Origin of the sequence: Rhodococcus sp. NPDC076796 (assembly GCF_040702765.1) — a bacterium.
Lineage (GTDB): Bacteria > Actinomycetota > Actinomycetes > Mycobacteriales > Mycobacteriaceae > Rhodococcoides.
The window spans coordinates 466,299-487,856 of sequence record NZ_JBFBMS010000003.1; the positions used below are offsets into that span (position 1 = coordinate 466,299).

The 21,558-nt window shown below is 65.5% G+C and carries 23 protein-coding genes; 2 read left to right on the forward strand and 21 right to left on the reverse strand.

Features of this window, described 5'->3' with window-relative positions; translation table 11 throughout:
* Positions 1 to 148: 148 nt before the first annotated feature.
* Positions 149 to 622, forward strand: coding sequence for a peptidoglycan DD-metalloendopeptidase family protein (locus AB0366_RS12410; RefSeq protein WP_366244427.1), 474 nt, complete (start codon positions 149 to 151; stop codon positions 620 to 622).
* Positions 623 to 625: 3 nt separating this feature from the next.
* On the opposite strand, the gene AB0366_RS12415 is transcribed toward AB0366_RS12410, so the two are convergent.
* The 13 genes from AB0366_RS12415 to AB0366_RS12475 all read right to left on the reverse strand — a co-directional run bounded on the left by AB0366_RS12415 (position 626) and on the right by AB0366_RS12475 (position 13,844).
* A complete protein-coding gene (locus tag AB0366_RS12415; protein WP_366244182.1) occupies positions 626 to 1,804 on the reverse strand; it encodes a MinD/ParA family protein in 1,179 nt (392 codons plus the stop codon).
* 208 nt (positions 1,805 to 2,012) lie between these two features.
* On the reverse strand, positions 2,013 to 2,939 hold the full coding sequence (locus AB0366_RS12420; RefSeq protein ID WP_366244183.1) for a tyrosine recombinase XerC: 927 nt from the start codon (positions 2,937 to 2,939) through the stop codon (positions 2,013 to 2,015).
* A gap of 69 nt (positions 2,940 to 3,008) precedes the next feature.
* A complete protein-coding gene (locus tag AB0366_RS12425) occupies positions 3,009 to 3,791 on the reverse strand; it encodes a siderophore-interacting protein (RefSeq protein WP_121870143.1) in 783 nt (260 codons plus the stop codon).
* A 95-nt stretch (positions 3,792 to 3,886) separates the two neighbouring features.
* Positions 3,887 to 5,008, reverse strand: coding sequence for a DNA-processing protein DprA (gene dprA, locus AB0366_RS12430; protein WP_121870144.1), 1,122 nt, complete (start codon positions 5,006 to 5,008; stop codon positions 3,887 to 3,889).
* Entirely contained in the window at positions 5,005 to 6,510 is a 1,506-nt protein-coding gene (locus AB0366_RS12435; RefSeq protein ID WP_121870145.1) for a YifB family Mg chelatase-like AAA ATPase, read from the reverse strand. Before AB0366_RS12435 ends, dprA begins: the two co-directional genes overlap by 4 nt.
* On the reverse strand, positions 6,510 to 6,866 hold the full coding sequence (locus AB0366_RS12440; RefSeq protein WP_121870146.1) for a YraN family protein: 357 nt from the start codon (positions 6,864 to 6,866) through the stop codon (positions 6,510 to 6,512). The genes AB0366_RS12435 and AB0366_RS12440 overlap by 1 nt, the downstream gene beginning before the upstream one ends.
* Positions 6,867 to 7,215: 349 nt before the next feature.
* Positions 7,216 to 7,560, reverse strand: a complete 345-nt coding sequence (locus AB0366_RS12445; protein WP_037189646.1) for an Lsr2 family protein — start codon at positions 7,558 to 7,560, stop codon at positions 7,216 to 7,218.
* Positions 7,561 to 7,982: 422 nt separating this feature from the next.
* Positions 7,983 to 8,288, reverse strand: a complete 306-nt coding sequence (locus tag AB0366_RS12450) for a DUF2469 domain-containing protein (RefSeq protein ID WP_008717288.1) — start codon at positions 8,286 to 8,288, stop codon at positions 7,983 to 7,985.
* 37 nt (positions 8,289 to 8,325) lie between these two features.
* Positions 8,326 to 9,087, reverse strand: coding sequence for a ribonuclease HII (locus AB0366_RS12455; RefSeq protein ID WP_366244184.1), 762 nt, complete (start codon positions 9,085 to 9,087; stop codon positions 8,326 to 8,328).
* A complete protein-coding gene (gene lepB / locus AB0366_RS12460) occupies positions 9,084 to 9,860 on the reverse strand; it encodes a signal peptidase I (protein ID WP_366244185.1) in 777 nt (258 codons plus the stop codon). The genes AB0366_RS12455 and lepB overlap by 4 nt, the downstream gene beginning before the upstream one ends.
* A 184-nt stretch (positions 9,861 to 10,044) precedes the next feature.
* On the reverse strand, positions 10,045 to 10,386 hold the full coding sequence (rplS, locus tag AB0366_RS12465; protein ID WP_027496692.1) for a 50S ribosomal protein L19: 342 nt from the start codon (positions 10,384 to 10,386) through the stop codon (positions 10,045 to 10,047).
* Positions 10,387 to 10,518: 132 nt separating this feature from the next.
* Positions 10,519 to 11,373, reverse strand: a complete 855-nt coding sequence (locus AB0366_RS12470; protein WP_366244428.1) for a hypothetical protein — start codon at positions 11,371 to 11,373, stop codon at positions 10,519 to 10,521.
* Positions 11,374 to 11,489: 116 nt separating this feature from the next.
* The gene (locus AB0366_RS12475) at positions 11,490 to 13,844 is read right to left on the reverse strand and encodes a Tex family protein (RefSeq protein ID WP_366244186.1); all 2,355 of its coding nucleotides are present in this window, start codon (positions 13,842 to 13,844) and stop codon (positions 11,490 to 11,492) included.
* A 68-nt stretch (positions 13,845 to 13,912) separates the two neighbouring features.
* Here AB0366_RS12475 and AB0366_RS12480 point away from each other — a divergent pair, with 68 nt between their 5' ends.
* On the forward strand, positions 13,913 to 14,866 hold the full coding sequence (locus AB0366_RS12480) for a serine hydrolase (protein ID WP_366244187.1): 954 nt from the start codon (positions 13,913 to 13,915) through the stop codon (positions 14,864 to 14,866).
* Positions 14,867 to 14,871: 5 nt separating this feature from the next.
* Here the strand turns inward: AB0366_RS12480 and trmD are convergent, their stop codons facing one another.
* The 8 genes from trmD to AB0366_RS12520 all read right to left on the reverse strand — a co-directional run bounded on the left by trmD (position 14,872) and on the right by AB0366_RS12520 (position 21,514).
* Positions 14,872 to 15,552 carry a tRNA (guanosine(37)-N1)-methyltransferase TrmD gene (gene trmD, locus AB0366_RS12485; RefSeq protein ID WP_121870152.1) on the reverse strand — a complete coding sequence of 227 codons (681 nt, stop codon included), beginning with the start codon at positions 15,550 to 15,552 and terminating at the stop codon, positions 14,872 to 14,874.
* Between the two features lie 3 nt (positions 15,553 to 15,555).
* The gene (gene rimM, locus AB0366_RS12490) at positions 15,556 to 16,098 is read right to left on the reverse strand and encodes a ribosome maturation factor RimM (RefSeq protein ID WP_121870153.1); all 543 of its coding nucleotides are present in this window, start codon (positions 16,096 to 16,098) and stop codon (positions 15,556 to 15,558) included.
* A 14-nt stretch (positions 16,099 to 16,112) separates the two neighbouring features.
* Complete coding sequence (locus AB0366_RS12495) at positions 16,113 to 16,355, reverse strand: RNA-binding protein (RefSeq protein WP_094614376.1); 243 nt, start codon at positions 16,353 to 16,355, stop codon at positions 16,113 to 16,115.
* A complete protein-coding gene (gene rpsP / locus AB0366_RS12500) occupies positions 16,352 to 16,828 on the reverse strand; it encodes a 30S ribosomal protein S16 (RefSeq protein ID WP_121870154.1) in 477 nt (158 codons plus the stop codon). Before rpsP ends, AB0366_RS12495 begins: the two co-directional genes overlap by 4 nt.
* A 188-nt stretch (positions 16,829 to 17,016) precedes the next feature.
* A complete protein-coding gene (locus tag AB0366_RS12505) occupies positions 17,017 to 17,847 on the reverse strand; it encodes a type II CAAX endopeptidase family protein (protein ID WP_366244188.1) in 831 nt (276 codons plus the stop codon).
* Entirely contained in the window at positions 17,844 to 18,950 is a 1,107-nt protein-coding gene (locus AB0366_RS12510; protein ID WP_366244430.1) for an amidohydrolase family protein, read from the reverse strand. Before AB0366_RS12510 ends, AB0366_RS12505 begins: the two co-directional genes overlap by 4 nt.
* A 19-nt stretch (positions 18,951 to 18,969) precedes the next feature.
* Positions 18,970 to 20,529, reverse strand: a complete 1,560-nt coding sequence (gene ffh, locus AB0366_RS12515; protein ID WP_121872488.1) for a signal recognition particle protein — start codon at positions 20,527 to 20,529, stop codon at positions 18,970 to 18,972.
* A 130-nt stretch (positions 20,530 to 20,659) separates the two neighbouring features.
* Positions 20,660 to 21,514, reverse strand: coding sequence for a M23 family metallopeptidase (locus AB0366_RS12520; RefSeq protein ID WP_366244189.1), 855 nt, complete (start codon positions 21,512 to 21,514; stop codon positions 20,660 to 20,662).
* Positions 21,515 to 21,558: the final 44 nt, after the last annotated feature.

Here is a 21,558-nt window from a genome sequence, read left to right on the forward strand (position 1 = left end):
GTCATAACCAGGCCCGACTGTCAAGAGTTTCCGAGGCCTGTGGACAAAGAAATTCCTTGTCCACAAATCACCTCCGGGTTCGTTCGGTCGCTCGGATCCGGGAGATGGTCGACGGGTGAACATCTCTCTCCCGCGCCGCGCACTCGCGGTGTGCCTCGCGACCGCAGTAGCGCTCTCGACGCCGGTCGCAGCGGCGCAGACAGGCGCATTCGCCTGGCCGCTGGCTCCAAAGCCGCAGGTCGTCACCCCGTTCGACCGTCCCGAGCAGAATTGGCTGCCGGGCCACCGTGGTGTCGACCTCGCCGCGGAGGAAGGCCAGTCGGTACTGGCCGTCGCCGTCGGCACCGTGGTGTTCGCCGGGTCGGTCGCGGGCAAGCCCGTCGTATCGGTGGATCATCCGGGCGGACTGAGATCGACGTACGAACCGGTGCTGGCCTCGGTCACCCCCGGCGCGCGCGTCCGGCGAGGGGCCGTGCTGGGTTCGTTGGCATCGGGGCACGAGAGCTGCTCGTCGACGTGCCTTCACTGGGGCATCAGACGTGGTCGCGACTATCTCGATCCCACGGCGTTGGTGCGCGCGAGTCCGATCAGGTTGAAACCCCTCGACGACGAGGGCAGATGATCGTCAGCGCTGTGGGCCGGAGTGCCTGCCGGACGCCGCGGGAAAGTCGTCGGCCACCATGGCGGCGAGTTCGACGAACGCGCTTCGAGTCTGGGGACGCAACTGGTCGAGATCGACCACGGCACCCTCGGCGAGGTGCTCGTCGAACGGAACCACCAGGACGGCGCGGCAGCGCTCGAGGAAGTGCTGTTGCAGCAAGTTCATGTCCACCGCCGACGAACCCGGGCGAACCGAGCTGATCACCACCACGGTCCGCTCCACCAGATGGCCGTAGCCGTGCAGCTCCAGCCAGTCCAGGGTCGCTGCAGCACTGCGCGCACCGTCGACCGCGGGCGAGCTGACCAGAACCAGCGCATTCGCCAGTTGCAGCACCCCGTTCATCGCCGAGTGCATGATCCCGGTACCGCAATCGGTCAGGATCAGGTTGTAGTACACCTGCAGCATGTCGATGACGGCTCGGTAGTCCTCCTCGCCGAACATCTCCGACGCGGCCGGGTCGCGCTCGCCGGCCAACACTTCGAGTCGACTCGGTGCCTGCGAGGTGTGCTCGCGGATGTCGGAGTAGCGACGAATGTGCGGTGCGGCGGCCAGCAGATCACGCACGGTCGACGACGTCTGACGCGGAACTCGCTCCCCCAGGGTGCCGAAGTCGGGGTTCGCGTCCACGGCGATGACGCAATCTCCGCGCAGCGACGCGAAAGTCGACCCGAGACCGAGAGTGGTCGTCGTCTTGCCGACGCCACCCTTGAGTGACAGGAACGCGATCCGGTAGTCGCCGAGCACCGGCTGCCGAATGCGTTCGACCTGGTTTCGGTACCGCTCTTCCGCCGTCGATTCGCCGGGGTTGATGACGCCGCCGGTGAGCCGGTGCACACCTCGCCGCCAGCCCGAGTTCGACGCTCGCTTGGGGCGCTTGAGCAACGAATCCGCGCCCAGATCCTGACTGTTGGGTCGATACGCGTTGGGTGCCCCCGACCACGGTTGCGGTGACCATCGATCGGGCTGCGTTCGAGGATCCTCGGTGTGCGGCGGCACCGGCAGGTACCGGTCCGGCTGCACGGCCGGTGGCCCGGGCTCGAGCGGCACCGGCGGGTTGTATCGCGGCGGCAGGGGCCGGCGGTCGCCCGAGTCGGGTGTCTGCCAGGGCGGCGGCTGCCGAGGCGTCGAGCGGGGAGTGGACATCGAATCCGACGATACGGGCCCGCTGCCGTTGTCGCGTGCGCTGTCCGACCGAGCAGGGGGATTCTGATGGTCGGCGGCAGAGCCGTTACGGACATGCATGGACCACGTCTCCGAAGTACCTTGCGGTCGGTCGCGGTCCACGGTCCCCCGTATTCGGTGTAGTCAGTCGGTCACGACGCTACCAAACGTTGTGCCGTCGACGCTCGGCTCACGCTCGGGGATGAGCCTGATCGTGCACGGCCCTCAGCCGTTCGACCGACACGTGTGTGTAGATCTGAGTGGTCGCCAGCGAGGCGTGACCGAGCAGCTCCTGCACCACCCTCAGATCGGCTCCTCCTTCGAGCAGGTGAGTTGCCGCTGTGTGACGCAGGCCGTGCGGGCCGAGACTGGGACCACCGGGGACGGTGTCCAGTACTGCATGTACCGCCGTTCGGGCCTGCCGTTGATCGAGCCGTCCACCTCGACGTCCCAACAGCAATGCCGCACCGGATCGATTGCAGGCCAGTTCGGGCCTGCCGCTGACCAGCCAGTTCTCTAGCGCATGCGCGGCCGGCGCACCGTAGGGAGCCGAGCGTTCCTTGTTGCCTTTGCCGATCACGCGGATCAGGCGACGCTCGGTGTCCACGTCGTCGACATCGAGTCCGCACAGCTCCCCGACGCGCACGCCGGTTGCGTACAGCAGCTCGACGATGAGCCTGTCCCGCAGCGCGATGGGGTCGAGCTCGGCGGCACCCGATTCGGCAGCGGCCAATGCGTCCGCCGCCTGGCTGTGGCGAAGAACACCGGGCAACGTGCGGTGGCCTGCCGGTCCGGCCAGGCGTTCCGCCGGTGCCGCCGCCACCGCTCCCACCCGTTCGAGCCACTTCCCGAAGGTCCTCGCCGACGAGGTTCGCCTCGCCATCGACGTTCTGGCCGACCCGGCGGCCGAGTGCGTGGCCAACCACGAACGGACCGCGCGGAGGTCGAGGTCGGCGATCGTCGCATTCGGCGAGGACTCCGCGAAGTGAGCGAGCAACGAACGAGCATCGGAGACATAGGCCCGGATGGTGTGCTCGGATCGCTCTCGACCGAGTCGCAGGTGCTCGGCGAACTCCTCGACGTGAATGTCGAGGTGAGGCGGCAGCGAATCGGTCATCGGCTCAGCTTGGGCGCTGGCAGGCCGCGCGACAACCGGACACGCCGTCCGGCACGGGTTGTCGCCGGATCAGGCGTCGACTCCGGATTCGGCCTGTGCGAGTTCGCGCTTCCACACCCGGAACGTCTCCTCTGTTCGGCCGCGGCGCCAGTAGCCCGAGATCGAGGCCCACTCGGCGCCGACCCCGCGCTCCTTACGGATGTAGGGCCGGATGTTGTGCATGACGGCCTGCGCTTCTCCGTGCACGAAGACCTGAGCTTGCCCCGGCAGCCATTCCGTTTCCTTCACCGCTGCGATCAGGGGCGCGTTGTCTCCGGCCCGGTCGTCTCCGACCTCGTTCGAGGACGCACCCCGGTGAACCCAGGTCACATCGACGACGGCGAGCGTCTCCATATAGATCTCGTCGTGCCGGTCGGCAACTTCGATGAAAACCTTGGCGACGGCGTCTTCCGGGAGCGCCTCGACGGCAGCAGCGATCGCCGGAATCGCCGATTCGTCGCCGGCGAACAGGTGCCAGTCCGCGTCGGGGCGCGGGGCGTACCCACCGGACGGGCCGAAGAACGACATCTCGTCCCCCGGCTTCGCCCGGGTGGCCCACGGCCCCGCGACTCCCTCGTCGCCGTGCACCACGAAGTCGATGGCGATCTCCCGCGCGCCGGTGTCGACCGAGCGAACGGTGTACGTGCGCATGATCGGTTCGTCATCGGTCCCGAAGAACAACTTGACGTAGGCGTCGGTCTCGTCGATCGCATCGAAGTCGTCGAAGTTGGCCCCACCCAGATACACCCGGTGCATGTGCGGAGTGAGCGCTTCGGTGCGCAGGACGGACAGGGTGGTTTTCTTACGTGGCACTTCGGACCCCTCTTCGAGCGAACGACGCCGATACCCGATGCATCGACTAAGCATTACCTAACACCCTACCGTTCGGGCTCGGGGTCGTGGTGCGCTCATCCACGCACCACGCGGAACCATCCGGTCTCGTCGCTGGCCACGAATCCGTCCATCTCCAGTACCGGTAGGGATGCGCGCACCTTGCTCAGCGGCACACCGGAGTGCTCGGACAACTCTCGACTCGACAGTGATCCGGTTGCCGGTAACGCGTCGTAGATCAACAGGGCGGTGTCCGAGAGCGCATCGGTCTCGCGAAAGAGGTCGGGCCGAGATTCCTCCGGGGACCCGAGAGCGCCTGCCTCGGCGACCACGTCGTGAGAGCTCGACACCAGCACGGCCTCGCCGTCCCGGATCATGCGGTGACAGCCCGTGGACGTGGGCGACGTGACCGGTCCCGGGACCGCCAGCACCGGCCGACCCAGTTTCGCTGCCCAGGCCGCCGTGTTGCGAGCACCGCTGCGCCACCCGGCCTCGACGACCACCACAGCCGATCCGAGTGCCGCGACGAGCCTGTTGCGAGCGAGGAAACGATGCTTCGCCGGGGTCGTGCCCGGCGCGTATTCACTCAGAACCAGGCCGTGAGCCGCGATCTGCCGCAGCAGCCGCGAATGGCCCGCTGGATACGCACGATCGACGCCACAGGCGAGTACCGCCATCGTCGTCCCCTCGACTCCGAGAGCCGCTCGATGTGCCGCGGCATCGATGCCGAACGCCGCTCCCGAGATGACGGTCCAGCCGTCGAGCGCCAGATCGGCGGATATCTCCGCCGTCACATGATCACCGTACGGACTCGACGCGCGTGTCCCGACAATGGACACCGACCGCTCGGTGATCGTTGCCACGGGCCGAGTTCCCAGCGCCCACAACGCAATCGGTGGACAGGTGTCCACCCCTGCCGTCATACCAGGGCCGTCGAATCCGAGGAAACGCCATGCCGGCCACTCGTCGTCGTCCGGCGTGATCAATCGGCCTCCGAGCGCAGCGATGTGATCGAGGTCTGCTGCCGCGGTGTCGATGTGGGCGCGAACCGCAAGTCGCTCCCCCAACCCGCCGGCCCGCACTGCTTCTGCCGTCGATTCGGGACCGTGAGCTGCGGCATGATCGACCACCGGTCGGTGCGGGCCCTGCGCCACGCGAGACAGATACGCCCAGGCGAGTCGGCGCGAGTCGTCCGTCATGCCACTCCCCTGTCCCGGAAGTCCAACGCGGCTCCGACCTCGTCGGCACCGGGGACCGAGCCGCCGGCGAGATCGTTCAGCGTCCACGCCACCCGAATGGCGCGGTCTGCACCGCGTGCGGTGAGCGATCCGTTGCGCAATGCGCGCTCGACCGGAGCGAGCGTCGAGCGCGCCAATCGAAATCGTTGACGCAGAGCGGGTCCTGGAACCTCCGCATTGGTCCTCCAACCGAACTCCCGCCACCGCTGCGCAGCGGCGTCCCTGGCCCCGGTCACACGCGCGCGAATCTCGCTCGTGCCCTCACCGACCTCGTCCACCAATGCGCCTGTCGCGACACCCATCATCTGAATGCGCAAATCGACGCGGTCCAGCAACGGCCCGGACAGCTTGCCGAGATACTTGCGTCGCGCTGTGGGCGGGCAGACGCAGTCGACCTGCCGCGCCGGCGCACACGGGCACGGATTGGCTGCGAGAACCAACTGAAATCTGGCCGGATACCTGGCCACACCGTCGCGACGAGCAATACGAATCTCGCCGTCCTCCAACGGAGTACGCAGTGCCTCGAGCACCCGAACGCTCATCTCGGCGCATTCGTCCAGAAACAGGACTCCGCGGTGTGCGCGGCTGACCGCTCCCGGTTTGGCCATTCCGGTTCCGCCCCCGACCAATGCGCTCACCGAGGTCGAATGGTGCGGCGCGATGAAAGGCGGTGACGTGATGAGCGGCCGCGCCGTGGTCAACAGGCCCGCCACCGAGTGGATGGCTGTCACTTCGAGCGCTTCCGATTCGGTCAGCGGCGGAAGAATCCCCGGAAGACGTTGCGCGAGCATCGTTTTTCCGATTCCCGGTGGCCCGGTCAGCATGATGTGATGTGCGCCTGCGGCGGCGACCTCCAGGGCCCATCGCGCATCTGCTTGCCCGGCGACATCACTGAGGTCCGGGTAGATCTCCTCGTGCCACTCGGTCGGGATGGGTGATTCGAGGGCCTGCTCACCACGAAGCCAGGCCACCACGTCCCCGAGCGAACCCGCACCCAGCACCTCGATTCCGTCCACCAAGCCCGCTTCGGGCAGACACTGCAGCGGAACGATCACCCGCTGCCAGCCCGCACTCTTGACCGCGAGCACCCCGGGCAGGACCCCACGAACTGCACGCAGCCTGCCGTCGAGTGCCAACTCACCCAGAAACACGGTGTCGGACAGGCATCCGCGCGGAATCGCCTTCGCGGCATCGAGAACCGACAATGCGAGTGCAAGGTCGTACACCGATCCGCCCTTCGGCAGAGTCGCGGGCGAGAGCGCGAGAATCACCCGGCTGTCCGGCCACGTGCCACCCGAATTCTTCACCGCTGCTTTGACCCGATCGCGCGATTCGTTGAGAGCAGTGTCGGGCAACCCGACCAGATGCGTACCGGGCAGGCCCTGCCCGATATCGGCTTCGATTTCCACCAGCACACCGTCGACCCCGTTGACCGCGACCGAGTGGGCCCGTCCGAGCGGCATCAGAATGCGGACCGAACGTGCGTGATGACCGGTTCGACGTTGCGACCGACCACTATTGCGATCACGTCGAACCTGATCTGCACCCACGGTCCCTGCTGCAGCGAAAGCCACCGCAGCGCGAGCCCTCTGATTCGAGTCTGTTTCGTGTACGTCACCGCTTCGGCGGGAGTTCCGTATCCGATTCCCGATCGAGTCTTCACTTCGACGAACACCACTGTGTCGCCTTCGCGCGCGATGATGTCGAGTTCGCCGGATCGATGCCGCCAGTTCCGCTCGATCACATCCAGGCCGATGTCCTCGAGATGGCGCACCGCGAGTTCCTCACCGCGTGCACCGAGTTCCTGGTTGGTTGCCATGTCCGCCGTTCCTCCACTCTCCGACCGTGCATTGCGGCCGATTCGGTCGACTCGACGGTGACACGACCGAAAAGAGGAGAACCGAAGAAAGTGCAGGTGGGAGATTGCCCTGTGGACAACTACTCGACTGTGGACGAACCGTTCGATTGCCGGCGGCGATTCGTCCGCTGTGTCGGACCGCCGTGCTAGGGCTCGAGGGTGTCCGAGTCAACGGGAGAGAGCAGACCCGATACGCAAAAAGCTCCGTCCGAATTCGGACGGAGCTGATGCGGTGTATCGGTACCGACAACGAAGGTACCGATACGAAAAACGTGGTGCGGAGACTTCATGCCTCGTTCGGCGAGGACGGTCAGTGAGCAGCCTCGTAGGCTGCCTGCACATCCTGGCTGATGCGGCCACGGGCACTGACCTCGTGGCCGTTCTCGCGTGCCCACGCTCGAATGTCCTGCAGATCGACCTTGCCGCGAACCGGTGCTGCTGCAGCGCCGCCCTTACGGGTGCGGCGTCCGGAAATCTTCTCGGCATGCTCGATCCAGAATGCCAACTGTTCGTGCAATTCGTTGGCATGCTTGAGATTCAAATCGATGCGGTACTGGTTTCCACCGATGCCGAATTCGATGGATTCACCTTGGCCGTCTTTGATGACCGATCCGTCTACATCGTCGATCATCTGCACAAGTGTCTTGCGTGCCATCTCGTACCTCTTACACGTCTGGGGGATGTGATATTCAAGTTCTACCACCCATTCTCGTATTCACGCAAAGAACTGCAGGCGTTTCGCAACGTGTCGAATCGACGAATATCGGTGCAGAAATTGATCAGCTTTTCGAGTGCGTAATCGATGAAATCGAATAGTGCTGTGACGCAATCGGTTTCACGGGCACAACCACGCGCACCGTTCGACCGCGAACGAATTTCCGCGACATCGAGCACGAAAACAGAACATGCGGACCGATTTGGCCGGGTGTCCAGCTTTTCGTGTGGCAATACAACCGGAACAACAACGATCGCATCGAATCAGGCGGTTCGCAGCCCTCCGCTCCTACGCCGGGCGTGGCACGGTCACTCGAGTCCGACGCTCGGGAGCCTCAGCTACTCCGCACCGGACGAGGAGAGCTATTCCGGCAGACGAAGATCTGGTTTGTCCAACTCTTCGATGTTGACGTCCTTGAAGGTGATCACCCGGACATGCTTGACGAAACGGGCGGGGCGATACATGTCCCACACCCACGAGTCGGACATTCGCAATTCGAAGTAGATTTCACCGTCGGCGTTGTGCGGAATGAGTTCGACGGAGTTCGCCAGATAGAACCGACGCTCGGTTTCGACTACGTAGTTGAACTGACCCACGATGTCCCGGTACTCGCGATACAGCGAGAGCTCCATCTCGGTTTCGTACTTTTCGAGATCTTCGGCACTCATCGGTCTCTTTCATCCTCCAGTCGGGCGTGAACAGCAATCATCGCGCACCTGCGTCGCGGCAGTCCATTCGCCCCAGTGCGTCGACGGCGTCACGAGAGAGCCCCGCGGCCGCCGCTGCGACATTTGCATAGGACATTCGATGTTCACTGCTGGGCCCGAGTGCCGTCATCGCGGCGGAATGCGCGCGCGTGCTGTACCCCTTGTGCACGGCGAATCCGTAGCCGGGAATCGTCTCGTCGAGCTGAACCATCAATCGATCCCGGGAGACCTTCGCCAGCACGCTCGCCGCGGCGATGCACGCCGCGGTGGCGTCGCCGCCGATCACCGGTAACGACGGAACCGGAAGACCGGGTACTCGAAAGCCGTCGGTGAGTACGTAGCCCGGGGTCATGCCGAGCCCGGCAACCGCGCGTCGCATTCCTTCGATGTTCGCCACGTGGACTCCGATGCGGTCGACCTCGGCCGCATCGATCGACACCACGCTCCACGCCAGTGCCAGCCTCTGGATCTTGGGAAAGAGCTCCTCGCGTCGTCGCTCGGTCAACTTCTTCGAGTCGTCCAGGTCCGAGAGAGCTGCATGAGCCCGCGCACCGAGAACACACGCCGCGACGGTCAGCGGACCGGCGCATGCTCCTCGTCCCGCTTCGTCGACTCCCGCGACGGGTCCGAGACCACTGCGCTCCAGCGCCGATTCCATCGTCCGTAAGCCGGCCGCTCGCCGGATGATCGGACGCGGCGGCCACGACGACCGAGTCAGTGTTGCGCGCGCACGCGGCGCACGTCGAGGGGTTGCCGTCATCGACCCTGGATGTCGGGAGAATCCAGGATGCCGGTTCGTGACGGCGGCAGCGCGATGAACACGGCCTTACCGATCACGTTGTCGAGGGGAACGGTGCCGGTGAACTCGTCGGTGACGTGGTACCGGGAATCTCGCGAGTTGCTCCGGTTGTCACCCATGACCCAGATGTTGCCGTCCGGCACGGTGACGGGGTCGAAGCATCGTCCGGACTTCAACTCGGTGTCACACGTCATCGTCCCCGGGGTGAACGGAAAATCCATCTGAATGTACGGCTCGTCCAACGGCTGTCCGTCGACGAGAACTCGACCCTGGTCGTCGCAGCATTCGACGGTTTGACCGCCGGTGGCAATGACGCGCTTGACCAGATCGTTCTCGTCGGGAGCGACAACTCCGATCAACGAGCCGACTTCCTGTGCCCCACGAATCACCGAATTGTCGGACCGCTGAGACACGAATTCGTCGTTCCACGAATCCGGGCCACGGAAGACGACGATGTCACCGGGCTTCGGGTCACCGAACCGGTATCCGATCTTCTCCACCACGATGCGGTCACCGGTGCAGCCGGTGCAGCCGTGCAAGGTCGGCTCCATCGATTCGGACGGGATCAGATACACCCGGGCGACGAATGTCTGGAGCAGAAAACTCAGTACCAGCGCTACCAGAATGAGAATGGGAAGCTCACGCCAGAACGATCGGGGCTTGCGTTCCCGACGCTTTTTACGTGAAGACTCGTCGTCGGGCTCGTCGGTTGGATCCTGTGGGGACTGCGTCACGTGATCAGGTTAGCCGGAACCGTCGCCCGCACGGCCGGACGGTCTGCGCACCGGCGGTTCGCGGCGGTCGATCCGCTCGTCGGCGGGGTGAAAGGCGGGACGAGCGTGGGCGGAAAGCACCATGCCGCGTCGCCCTGACGGGCAACGCGGCATGGTGTGAACTGATGTGTCCGGGCGGAACCGGTCAGCGCTTTTCCTTGATCTTGGCGGCCTTGCCACGCAGATCGCGGAGGTAGTAGAGCTTGGCGCGACGGACGTCACCACGGGTGAGGACCTCGAACTGCGCGATGTTGGGGCTGTGCACCGGGAAGGTGCGCTCGACGCCGACGCCGAACGAGACCTTGCGGACCGTGAACGTTTCGCGAACGCCACCGCCCTGACGTCGGATGACGACGCCCTTGAAGATCTGAATGCGCTCCTTCGAGCCTTCGATGACCTTGACGTGCACGTTCAGCGTGTCGCCGGGGCGAAAATCGGGGATGTCGCTACGCAGCGACTGATTGTCGAGAAAGTCCAGAGTGTTCATCGGTTGTGCCATCCTTGCGTTCTGCGCATGAGTAGAGGAACCGAGCGGCTCGCTGATGCAACGGCTCGACTGGTTCGTACTCCGAGTGAGGTCCGTGCCTGCTAGAGGCAACCCGACCATTGTGCCAGACCATCAGGCGTTCGACGAAATCGGCGCTTCTCGGCCTGCAGCCGCTCCGCTCGCCATCGGCGCAGGTAATACCGTCCGCGACAATTCGTCCTCGGTGGCCTCACGCGCATGCACGACGCTCGGCTTGCCGGCGATCGCGTCCTGGAGATAGATCTTGGCCCGGATGATCGGCCGTCGCCACCGCTTCTCTCGGCGCAGAGCGCGTTCCATCTTCTTCGGCCTGGTGGTGTAGCGCCACCTCGCCCACGGTGCGCTCGGCCTGCTCAACCGCACTGCGGCCAGAACGAGGATCGGCAGGACGAACAGCCCGAGCAGTCCGGTCCAGATCTTCCCCTTGAGCAGGACGATGACCCCGAGCGCGAGATTGGCCAGGGCCAACACCACCACGGTGCCGCGCACCCACGGGTCGGGATCGGCCCGGAAATCGGCCGGACTCAACAACTCCAGAGGGTGGAAGCCGAGCAGCAGCAGGCCGGTGAACGCCACTGCTGCGAACACGGCGTCCACCGACGTGCGGCCCTGTTCGGACCAGTAGACATCACGGAGATAGAAGATCAACGCGAACTCGTCGAGGACGAGAGCCGCGCCGATACCGAAGATCGCCGCCAGCACCGCCCCTACCGACTCGGAACCGTCGACGTACACCGCGATCAAGCCGATCCCCGCCAGCAGCATCAGCACGATTCCGAACACGACGTGGTGGATGTGCTGACCGCCGGGCGTGATGTTTCCCGGCCACCACTTCACATCCGCGCGAATCATCCTGACGCTGAGCCGAATCAGCAGGAATCCCACCAACAGTCCGAGTAGGAAACACAGCAGCGGTAGGCGGCCGTGATCGATGACCCCGTGTTGCAACCACCTCACGTGTGCCTCACGTCCTTCCTGCCGAACGGCCGAACGACCGGTGAATCGCGTTTCAGACTATTCGCGTCCGGGACCGCCGAGGGCAGCAACGACCGAGGTGCCGCTCGCTATTTTCCGAAACCCGCCTTCCGCAACGCGTCGGCCATCGAACCAGCAGCCGGTGTCGCCGCACCTGCGCCCCCGGCCGTTCGGCGATCCCGCTGCGGGCGTGCGTCTCGCCCGCGGCCGGCCTGATTCGCCCCCGCGGCCCGTCCCTGGCCTCGAGGACGGTCACCCTGCTGTCCGCGGGCGGCGTCCTTGCCGCCTGCCGCACCGGGTTCGTCGTCCAGCCGCAGACTCAGACCGATGCGCTGACGGGGGATGTCGACCTCCATCACCTTGACGCGCACGACGTCGCCGGACTTGACGACCTCGCGCGGGTCCTTGACGAAGTTGTGCGACATCGCCGAGACGTGCACCAGCCCGTCCTGGTGCACACCGACGTCGACGAATGCCCCGAACGCCGCCACGTTGGTCACGACTCCCTCGAGCGTCATGCCCGGCTTCAGGTCGGCGACCTTCTCGATACCGGCGGCGAAGGTCGCGGTCTTGAACTCCGGACGAGGGTCGCGTCCCGGCTTCTCGAGTTCGGAGATGATGTCGGTGACGGTGGGCAGACCGAATCGGTCGTCGGCGAATTCGGCTGGGTCGAGTGAGCGCAGCAGTGTCGTGTTGCCGATGACCTCCCGCACTCCGACGCCGGCCTTGCCGACGATGCGCCGCACGACGGGATAGGCCTCGGGGTGCACACTCGACCGATCGAGTGGATCCGCGCCGCCCGAGATGCGGAGAAATCCGGCGCACTGCTCGAAAGCCTTGGGGCCCAAGCGCGGAACGTCCTTGAGCGTGCTGCGGCTGGAGAACGGACCGTTCTGGTCGCGGTGCGCCACGATGCTCTCGGCAAGAGAGCCGGCGATACCGGAGACCCGCGAGAGCAACGGAACCGACGCGGTGTTGACGTCGACGCCGACGGCGTTCACCGCGTCCTCCACGACGGCACCGAGTGATCGGGCCAGCAGAGTTTCGGAAATATCGTGCTGGTACTGCCCCACACCGATGGACTTGGGATCGATCTTGACCAACTCGGCCAACGGATCCTGCAATCTGCGGGCGATCGAGACGGCACCGCGGATCGACACATCCAGTTCGGGCAGCTCGCTCGAGGCGTAGGCGGAGGCGGAGTACACCGACGCTCCGGCCTCGGACACCACCACCTTGGTCAGATTGGCGGCAGGGAACTTGGCGATCAGTTCTGCTGCCAAAGAGTCGGTTTCACGCGATGCAGTGCCGTTGCCGATGGCGATCAATTCGACCTTGTGCTTGGCGGCCAGGCCGGCGAGGGTGGCCACCGCCTGATCCCACTTGCCCTGCGGTTTGTGCGGGTAGATGGTGTCGAAGTCGACGACCTTTCCGGTGGCGTCGACGATGGCGACCTTGGTGCCGGTACGGAAGCCCGGGTCCAGGCCCATGGTCGTGCGGTTGCCCGCCGGCGCGGCGAGGAGCAGGTCCTTGAGGTTGCTCGCGAACACGTCGACGGCGTCCTTCTCGGCGGATTGGCGCAGTCGCATGCGGGTATCGAGGGAGACGGTCACCAGCATCTTGGTGCGCCACGCCCATCGGACGGTATCGAGCAGCCACTTGTCGGCGGGCCGTCCTCGATTCGCGATCCCGAACTTGGTCGCGATCCGACCCTCGTAGACGCTCGGCTCCCCGGGGGTCGGTTCGTCACGCTCGGGCTCGAAGCCGAGCGAGAGTATTTCTTCCTTCTCGCCTCTGAGCGTGGCGAGGATGCGGTGCGAGGGCAGGCTCGTGAACGGTTCCGAGAACTCGAAGTAATCGGAGAACTTGGCACCCTCTTCCTCCTTGCCCTTGCGAACCGACGCGACGAGCTTGCCGGACGTCCACATCAGTTCGCGCAGTTCACCCACCAGATCCGCGTCCTCGGCGAAACGCTCGACGAGAATGGCCCGTGCGCCGTCGAGTTGCTCCTGATCGAACTGAGCCGGGTCGGTGGTGGGGTCGGAGAACAGGGCGTCGGCGACGGGCTCGTGCCCGGCCTCCCGCGCAATCTGAGCCTTGGTTCGACGCTTGGGCTTGAACGGCAGATAGATGTCCTCGACGCGCGCCTTGGTGTCGGCCAGCATCAACGACTGCTCCAGTGCGTCGTCGAGCTTGCCCTGCGAGCGGATGGACTCGATGACGGCGTCTCTGCGCTCGTCGAGCTCGCGCAGGTACCGCAGCCGCTCGTCGAGCTGACGCAGTTGCGTGTCGTCGAGGGTGCCGGTGACTTCCTTGCGGTAGCGCGCGATGAACGGGACCGTCGACCCGCCGTCGAGCAGCTCCACGGCGGCACGAACCTGTTCTTCACGAACGTCGAGTTCTTCGGCTATGCGCTTGTTCACAGATTTCAGAGCAGTGGTCACGGCGATGGACCCTACCGCTACTGTGGGACAAGTCGGTCAGCGGTTCAACGTGTGGGAGAGATACGCGGATGGTCAGGGGGTCTCGATTCCTGGCTGCAGCCTGCGCCTCCCTGTTGTTGGCCGGGTGCTCGGTTCCTCCCGACGATCAGATCGGTGACTCCGCCTCGCAGAACATGGCCGAGACGTCGGCATCGCCCTTTCCCGATATGGAGAAGGTCGACGGCGTAGCCCTCGAATCGCGTATCCCGATGGCGGTCGCGTCGGCCCAGGCCCGTGGTGCCGATGTCGATTTCGCGCTGTTGGATCGTCAGACAGGCTCGTATTACAGCAGCAACGCCGATGTTCAGGTCGAAACCGCGTCGGTGTCCAAACTCTTCATCGCCGACGAGGTGTTGTTCCGAGCGCAGTCGGAGAACCGTCCGGTCTCGGCCGACGACCTGGCCACCATGACCAGCATGCTCGAATTGTCCGACGACAACGCCGCGTACACGCTCTGGTATCGCTACGGCTCGTCCGAGATCGTGCGCACGGTCGCGGCTCGCTACGGCTTGAGAAGCACCACAGCTCCCGGCGACGACCAGTGGTACAACACCGAGACCACGCCCAGCGACCTGGTCGGCTACTACGCGGGGTTGCTCAACGGCAGCGGCGGCCTGACGACTGCGTCGACGGACGTGGTGATCGGAATGCTGCGTCGTTCGGCACCGATAGCCGCGGACGGCTACAAGCAACATTTCGGGATCGTCGACGGTTTGCCCGGCGAAAGCGTGCACGCTGTGAAGCAGGGCTGGATGTGCTGCGTGTCCGATCGGTGGGTACACCTGTCGACAGGCACGATCGGTCTCGACAACCGCTACGTTCTGGCGCTGTCGTCACGCGAGGACATCTTCTACGCAGACGACATGGAACGCTATCCGGACACCGCCGTCGTCGACGTCAGCGACGACGCCAGCGCACTGCATGCAAGGGATACTCTCACCGGCTTCGTCTCGATGCTCTTCCCCGACGGCACCGTCAGCTGAATTCGTCAGTCCTGCAACAGGTCCGGACGACGCTCGGCGGTCCTGTCCAGTGATTGCTCTCGACGCCACGCAGCGATCTTCGCGTGATCACCCGAGAGAAGTACCGGCGGAACGTCGAGATCGCGCCACTGCGCGGGGCGGGTGTAGCTCGGCCCTTCGAGCAGTCCGTCGGAGAACGAATCCTCCTGGTGCGACTGCTGATTGCCGAGAACCCCTGGCATCAGTCGCACCACGGCCTCGGCCATGACGAGGACGGCCGCTTCGCCGCCGATGAGTACGTAATCGCCGATGCTGACTTCCTCGACACGGACGCGGCGCGCGGCGTCGTCGAACACACGTTGATCGATGCCTTCGTATCGGCCGCAGGCGAATACGAGATGCCGCTCGGAGGACCATCGCTCGGCTGTCCGCTGGGTGAACGGCACACCGGCCGGAGTGGGGACGACGAGGAGAGAATCGTCTGTCAGCACGTCGTCGAGTGCGTCTCCCCACACTGTCGGCTTCATGACCATTCCCGGTCCACCGCCGTAGGGCGAATCGTCGACGGCCTTGTGCACGTCGTGAGTCCACGATCGCAGATCATGGACCTCGACCGAGACGAGGCCGCGGTCGATTGCTTTGCCCAGCAACGCAGTTCGGAGTGGTGTGAGGTATTCGGGAAAGATGGTGACGACGTCGAGGCGCACGATCTACTCCGGATCCAGCAGACCCTCGGGCGGATCGATCTCGATCGTCTTGTCGGCCAACGACACCGAGGTCACGATGGCCGCAACGAACGGCACGAGAATCTCGGCGCGGGTGGCTTCGCCGAAACCAGGACTCGGCGTGATGGAGAGCAGCTCCCCCGCTGCAGAGTGGAGGACTTCACGGACCGTTCCCACGACGGTGCCGTCGGTCAGGATCACCGTGAGGCCTTCGAGTTCGTGGTCGTAGTACTCGTCCGGGTCGTCGGACGGCGGAAGGTCGGTGGATTCGACGACGAACAAGATACCGCGTAGTTGGTCGGCGGCCGTCTTGTCGTCGATACCGTTCAGACGCAGCAGAAGCCGCCCGGAGTGTTCCCGGACGGCGTCCACTGTGTACGAGGCCGGCTGCGCGTTCGATCGGGGCTTACGTCCCGAGAGAACGGTTCCTTCGGCGAAACGGTCGTCGGGGTTGTCGGTGCGAACCTCGACGACGACTTCGCCTTTGATGCCGTGCGACTTCGCGACACGGCCGATGACCAGCTCCATGATGGGTGTGTGACCTAGGCGTCCGTGTCGACCACGTCGACGCGGATGCCGCGACCACCGATTCCCGAGACGAGCGTGCGCAGCGCCGTTGCGGTACGACCGCCACGTCCGATGACCTTGCCCAGATCGTCGGGGTGCACGTGGACTTCCACGGTGCGGCCGCGACGGCCGGTGATCATCTCGACGCGAACGTCATCGGGATTGGCGACGATGCCGCGAACGAGATGTTCGACGGCATCGGCGACAACGGCACTCACTTCTCAGCAGCCTCGGCGGCCGGCGCGTCTGCCGTCTCGGTTGCTGCAGCGTCGGTGGTCTCCGCAGCGGCGTCGTCGGCCTTCGGAGCCTTCTTCTTCTTGGCGGTGGTGGCCTCGCCCTGGGGCTCGGAGTCGGCCTGCGCCAGTGCGGCGTTGAACAGGTCGAGCTTGGACGGCTTCGGCTCGGCGAGGCGGAGGGTTCCCTCGGCGCCGGGGAGGCCCTTGAACTTCTGCCAGTCACCGGTGATCTTGAGCAGTGCCTCGACAGGCTCGGTCGGCTGTGCGCCGACGCCGAGCCAGTACTGAGCCCGCTCGGAGTTGATCTCGATGATGCTGGGGTCCTGCTTGGGCTCGTACGTGCCGATGGTCTCGATCGCACGGCCGTTACGACGGGTGCGAGCATCGGAGATGACGACGCGGTAGTGCGGGGTGCGGATCTTGCCGATACGCATGAGCTTGATCTTGACAGCCATGTTCTGGTGGAGCCTTTCGAAAGTTGGTCACGGCGCAATTCAGCGGTTCGCACGGCATGCGAGCCCGGTTTTGCGTTGAGGGTTGTTGTGACCGCCGCGCGGTACGTAACCGGAAGACGGGCGAACAGCTGTTCATTGTGCCAGACGGGCAGCGCGATCGGTGAATCGGGCCTGCAGAACCACTCCTGTCACGCGAGCAGGATCACCAGGGCAGGGAGGGTGTTGTTCACCGAGTGTGCCGTGGTCGACGCGACGATCGAACCGGAGCGCATTCGTGCGATGCCGATCGCGAATCCTCCCCACAACAGCACCACGAAGCGCCACCACTCGCGGTGCCAGATCGCGAACAACACCGCGGTGATCGCCAGGACGACCCATCGGTTGCCCAACCACGCCATGGGCATCGGGCGGGTGCGTTTCTCCAGCGCTCCCCACAGCATGCCGCGGAACATCACTTCCTCGCAGATCGGCGCACCGAGCCAGATCCACACGGCCAGAGCGATTTTCCAGCCGACGGCAAAGTCGGTGACGTTGCCCAACGGCATCGGGTCGTCCAACTCGATACCGGACAACAGAATCAGCGCCAGCAGGAGGCCACCGACCACCGCGACGCCACCCCACGCCAACCCGGATCGGAGATGACCGAGGAATTCAGGGGTGGACCTGGGGAGGCCGAAGTCGACGACGGGGCCGTTGCCCCGAGTCATCGAGATCGCCACTGCCAGTCCCGTAGCAAGCAGGCTCGGAATCATGATGCCCACCACGAACACGGCCGAGGCGTCCGACGTCACGACGAGCCCGAGCATCAGGAATCCCACCAGGTTGAGCCCCAGCACCAACGCCGCGGCCGGTAGTCCCCACCGTTGACCGCTTCTGCGTTCGAGCGCGGCCTGCTCGGCTCGCCAGTAGGTTTCGGACAACCCCGATCCCTGCTGCTGAACGTGATTCATCGGTGCCATGCCGGCCCAGCTGGGACGGTCCGGTTCGGGCTGTGCTGCATCGCTTCTCGGATCGGTCACCGTCGGCCCGCCGGTCCACTCGTCGTGCGGCTGCGCCGGTCGGTCACGCGTCCGCGCAGGATCACCAGATCCGGGTTGGACAACACCTCCGGTCCCCCTCGCGGATCTTCGGAGTAGACGACGAGATCTGCGGGAGCGCCGTGCTCGAGCCCCTGCCGACCCAGCCACGACCGGGCGTCCCAGCAGGCAGCACCGAGTGCGTCGGTCGGCGAGAGTCCGACGGCAGCGAGTGCGGCGACCTCGTCGGCGATGCGGCCGTGCGCGATCGAACCACCGGCGTCGGTACCTGCGTAGAGGGGAATGCCCGCGTCGTGGGCTCGTCCGACGGTTTCGGCGACGCGTTGGTGCAGCGCCCGCATGTGCCGGGCGTAGACCGGATACCGGGTGGCGGAATCGGCGATGCCGGGGAACGTCTCGATGTTGATCAGCGTGGGTACCAGAGCGGTGCCGTGATCGACCATCATCTCGACGGTCTCGTCGGTCAGGCCGGTGCCGTGTTCGATGCAGTCGATTCCCGCCGCGATCAGTCCGGGCAGGGCATCCTCGCCGAACACGTGGGCTGTCACCCGCGCGCCCTCGGCGTGGGCAGCGCGGATGGCGTCGACGAGGATCGAGTCGTTCCACAGCGGTCGAAGATCTCCCACCGACCGGTCGATCCAGTCGCCGACGAGTTTGACCCAGCCGTCGCCGAATCTCGCCTGCTGAGCCACCGCCTCGGGCAGTTGCGATTCGTCCTCGATGTCGATCGCCAGACCCGGGATGTATCGCTTGGGTGATGCGATGTGGCGGCCCGCTCGGATGATGCGAGGAAGGTCCTCGTACTCGTCCAGCGCACGCGTGTCGACCGGTGACCCGGCGTCGCGCAACAGCAGCGCGCCGACGCCTCGCTCGGTCTCGGCCTGCAGGATCGACCCCGTCAGGTCGGTGTGTCCCCCGCCGTATTCGATTCCGACATGGCAGTGGGCGTCGACCAGACCGGGCAGAATCCAACCGCCGTCGTGGACGAAATCCGCGTCCGCAATCGGCTCGGTCGACAGAACGCCTCCGTCGATCCAGAGGTCGATCTCCGTCCCGTCCGGCAGTCCGCGGCCCCGCACCCGCATGGCCGACACGTGCGCGCGCTTACTTCTTGGGCAGTTTCAGCTGCGAGAGATCGATGCCCTCGAGTCCCGGCGGCAACTGGTCGAGGCCCTTGGGCATGGACGACAGGTCCGGCATGCCTGCGGGCATTCCGCCCGGCATGCCGGGGAATCCACCGCGGATCTTCGGCTGCGTCGGACCGCGAGCGCCCTTCTTGCCTTTCTTGCCCTTCTTGTTGTTCCGCACCTGCTTGCGTGCGCCCGGCATGCCCATCCGACCGGCCATGGCCGACATCATCTTGCGAGCCTCGAAGAACCGGTCGACCAGCTGATTGACGTCGGAGACCTTCACGCCCGAACCGTTCGCGATACGCAACCGCCGGGACGCGTTGATGATCTTCGGGTCGGTACGTTCCTGCGGCGTCATGCCCCGGATGATCGCCTGAACCCGGTCGAGTTGCTTCTCGTCGACGTTGGCGAGTTCCTTCATCTGACCGGCACCGGGCAGCATGCCCAGCAGGTTTCCGATCGGCCCCATCTTGCGGACGGCCATCATCTGCTCGAGGAAGTCGTCGAGCGTGAGTTGTCCCGAGCCGATCTTGTTGGCCGTCGCCTCGGCCTGCTCGGCATCGAAGTGCTGCTCGGCCTGCTCGATGAGGCTCAGCACGTCGCCCATGCCGAGGATGCGGCTGGCCATGCGATCGGGGTGGAAGACGTCGAAGTCCTCGAGCTTCTCACCGGTCGACGCGAACATGATGGGCTGGCCGGTGACCTCACGGACGCTCAGCGCGGCACCGCCGCGAGCATCACCGTCGAGCTTGGTGAGAACGACACCGGTGAAGCCGACGCCGTCACGGAACGCCTCGGCCGTGCTGACGGCGTCCTGACCGACCATTGCATCGAGAACGAACAGTGTCTCGTCCGGCTGGACCGCGTCACGAATCCCTGCGGCCTGACTCATCAGCTCGGTGTCGATGCCGAGGCGGCCTGCGGTGTCGACGATGACCACGTCGTACTGCTTGCTGCGAGCCTCGGCGATGCCGGACCGGGCAACCTCGACGGGATCGGCAGCCGAGACCCCGAGTGCATTCTCGCCGCCGCCGATGGACGTGCCCGGATGCGGCGCGAAGACGGCGGCTCCGGCCCGCTCGCCCACGATCTGCAGCTGGCTCACGGCACCGGGACGCTGAAGGTCGCACGCGACGAGCAGTGGGGTGTGGCCCTGATCCTTGAGCCATTTCGCGAGCTTGCCCGCCAGCGTCGTCTTACCGGAACCCTGCAGACCGGCGAGCATGATCACCGTGGGCGGGTTCTTGGCGAAGACGAGCCTGCGAGTCTCGCCGCCGAGGATGCCGACCAGTTCCTCGTTGACGATCTTGACCACCTGCTGGGCCGGGTTGAGGGCACCCGAAACCTCGGCACCCTTGGCCCGGACCTTGATGCGGCCTATGAATTCACGTACGACGGGCAGTGCCACGTCCGCTTCGAGCAGGGCCAGACGGATCTCACGGGCCGTGGCGTCGATATCCGCGCCGGACAGTCGACCTTTGCCACGCAGGTCCTTGAGAGTCCCGGTCAACCTGTCGGAAAGGGATTCGAACACCGATTGCACTCCTGAGCTAGCCGATCACCGAAAACGAGCCGAATCCGGCACGGTCACCAGACTAGCGGCAGCACGCCGCGTCGTCGCTGGGGCGTTCGACTGTCGTGTCGAACGTGTCGATCCCGACCGGTCAGGCTTTGCGCGCGGAATCGTTCCACGTCACTGCCACACCCCGGGTCGCGAGCCACTGCGCGGGGTCGACCTTGACGCCGGAGGGATCGTGCACCTCGAAGTGCAGGTGTGGGCCTGTCGACTGGCCACGGTTGCCCACGGTGGCGATCTGCTCGCCGGCCGACACGCGTTGGCCGGGATGAACGGAGAAGTCGTTGACGTGTCCGTAGACCGTCTCGGTGCCGTCGTCGTGCCGCACCTTGACCCAGAGACCGAAGCCGGATGCCGGTCCTGCGTCGGACACGGTGCCGTCGGCGGCGGCGTAGATGGGCGTCCCGATCGGTGCCGCGATGTCGAGGCCACTGTGCTGAGTGCCCCATCGCGAGCCGAAGTTGGACGTCAACACCCCTGCCACGGGCTGCACTGTGCCCTTCTTCAGCGAGCGCAGGCTCTCGAGGGGTGACTCGACACCGACTCCCACCTGCCCCAGGCCGACATCGTCGAGCCATTGCTGGGCGGCGGCACCGGGATCGGTGACTCCGAACGCGGCCAGTGGGTCGGAGGTCGGTGCCGGCGCGGATTCCGCAGCAGGCGCGGCTTCGGCAGGCGCGGCCTCGGGGGGTGCGGGCTGTGACGGCGGGGGCGGGGGCGCGAACTGTGGGGGTAGGAACTGCGGAAGCTCGAACTGAGGAAGCTCGAATCCCGCGGGCAACAGACCCTCCGGTACGGCAAACGGGAGTCCGGCTGCGGGTGCCTCCGGGATCGGTGCGGCCGCGGCGGTACCGGCACCCATCGACGTCGCGCCGACGACGATCGCGCCGGTCGCGGCGACGATGGTTGCCGCCCGTCGACCGAGGTCGGGGGTGTCCTGCACGGCGCGGTGCCTGCCACGCGCCGGACGCGCTGTGATGTCGGTCG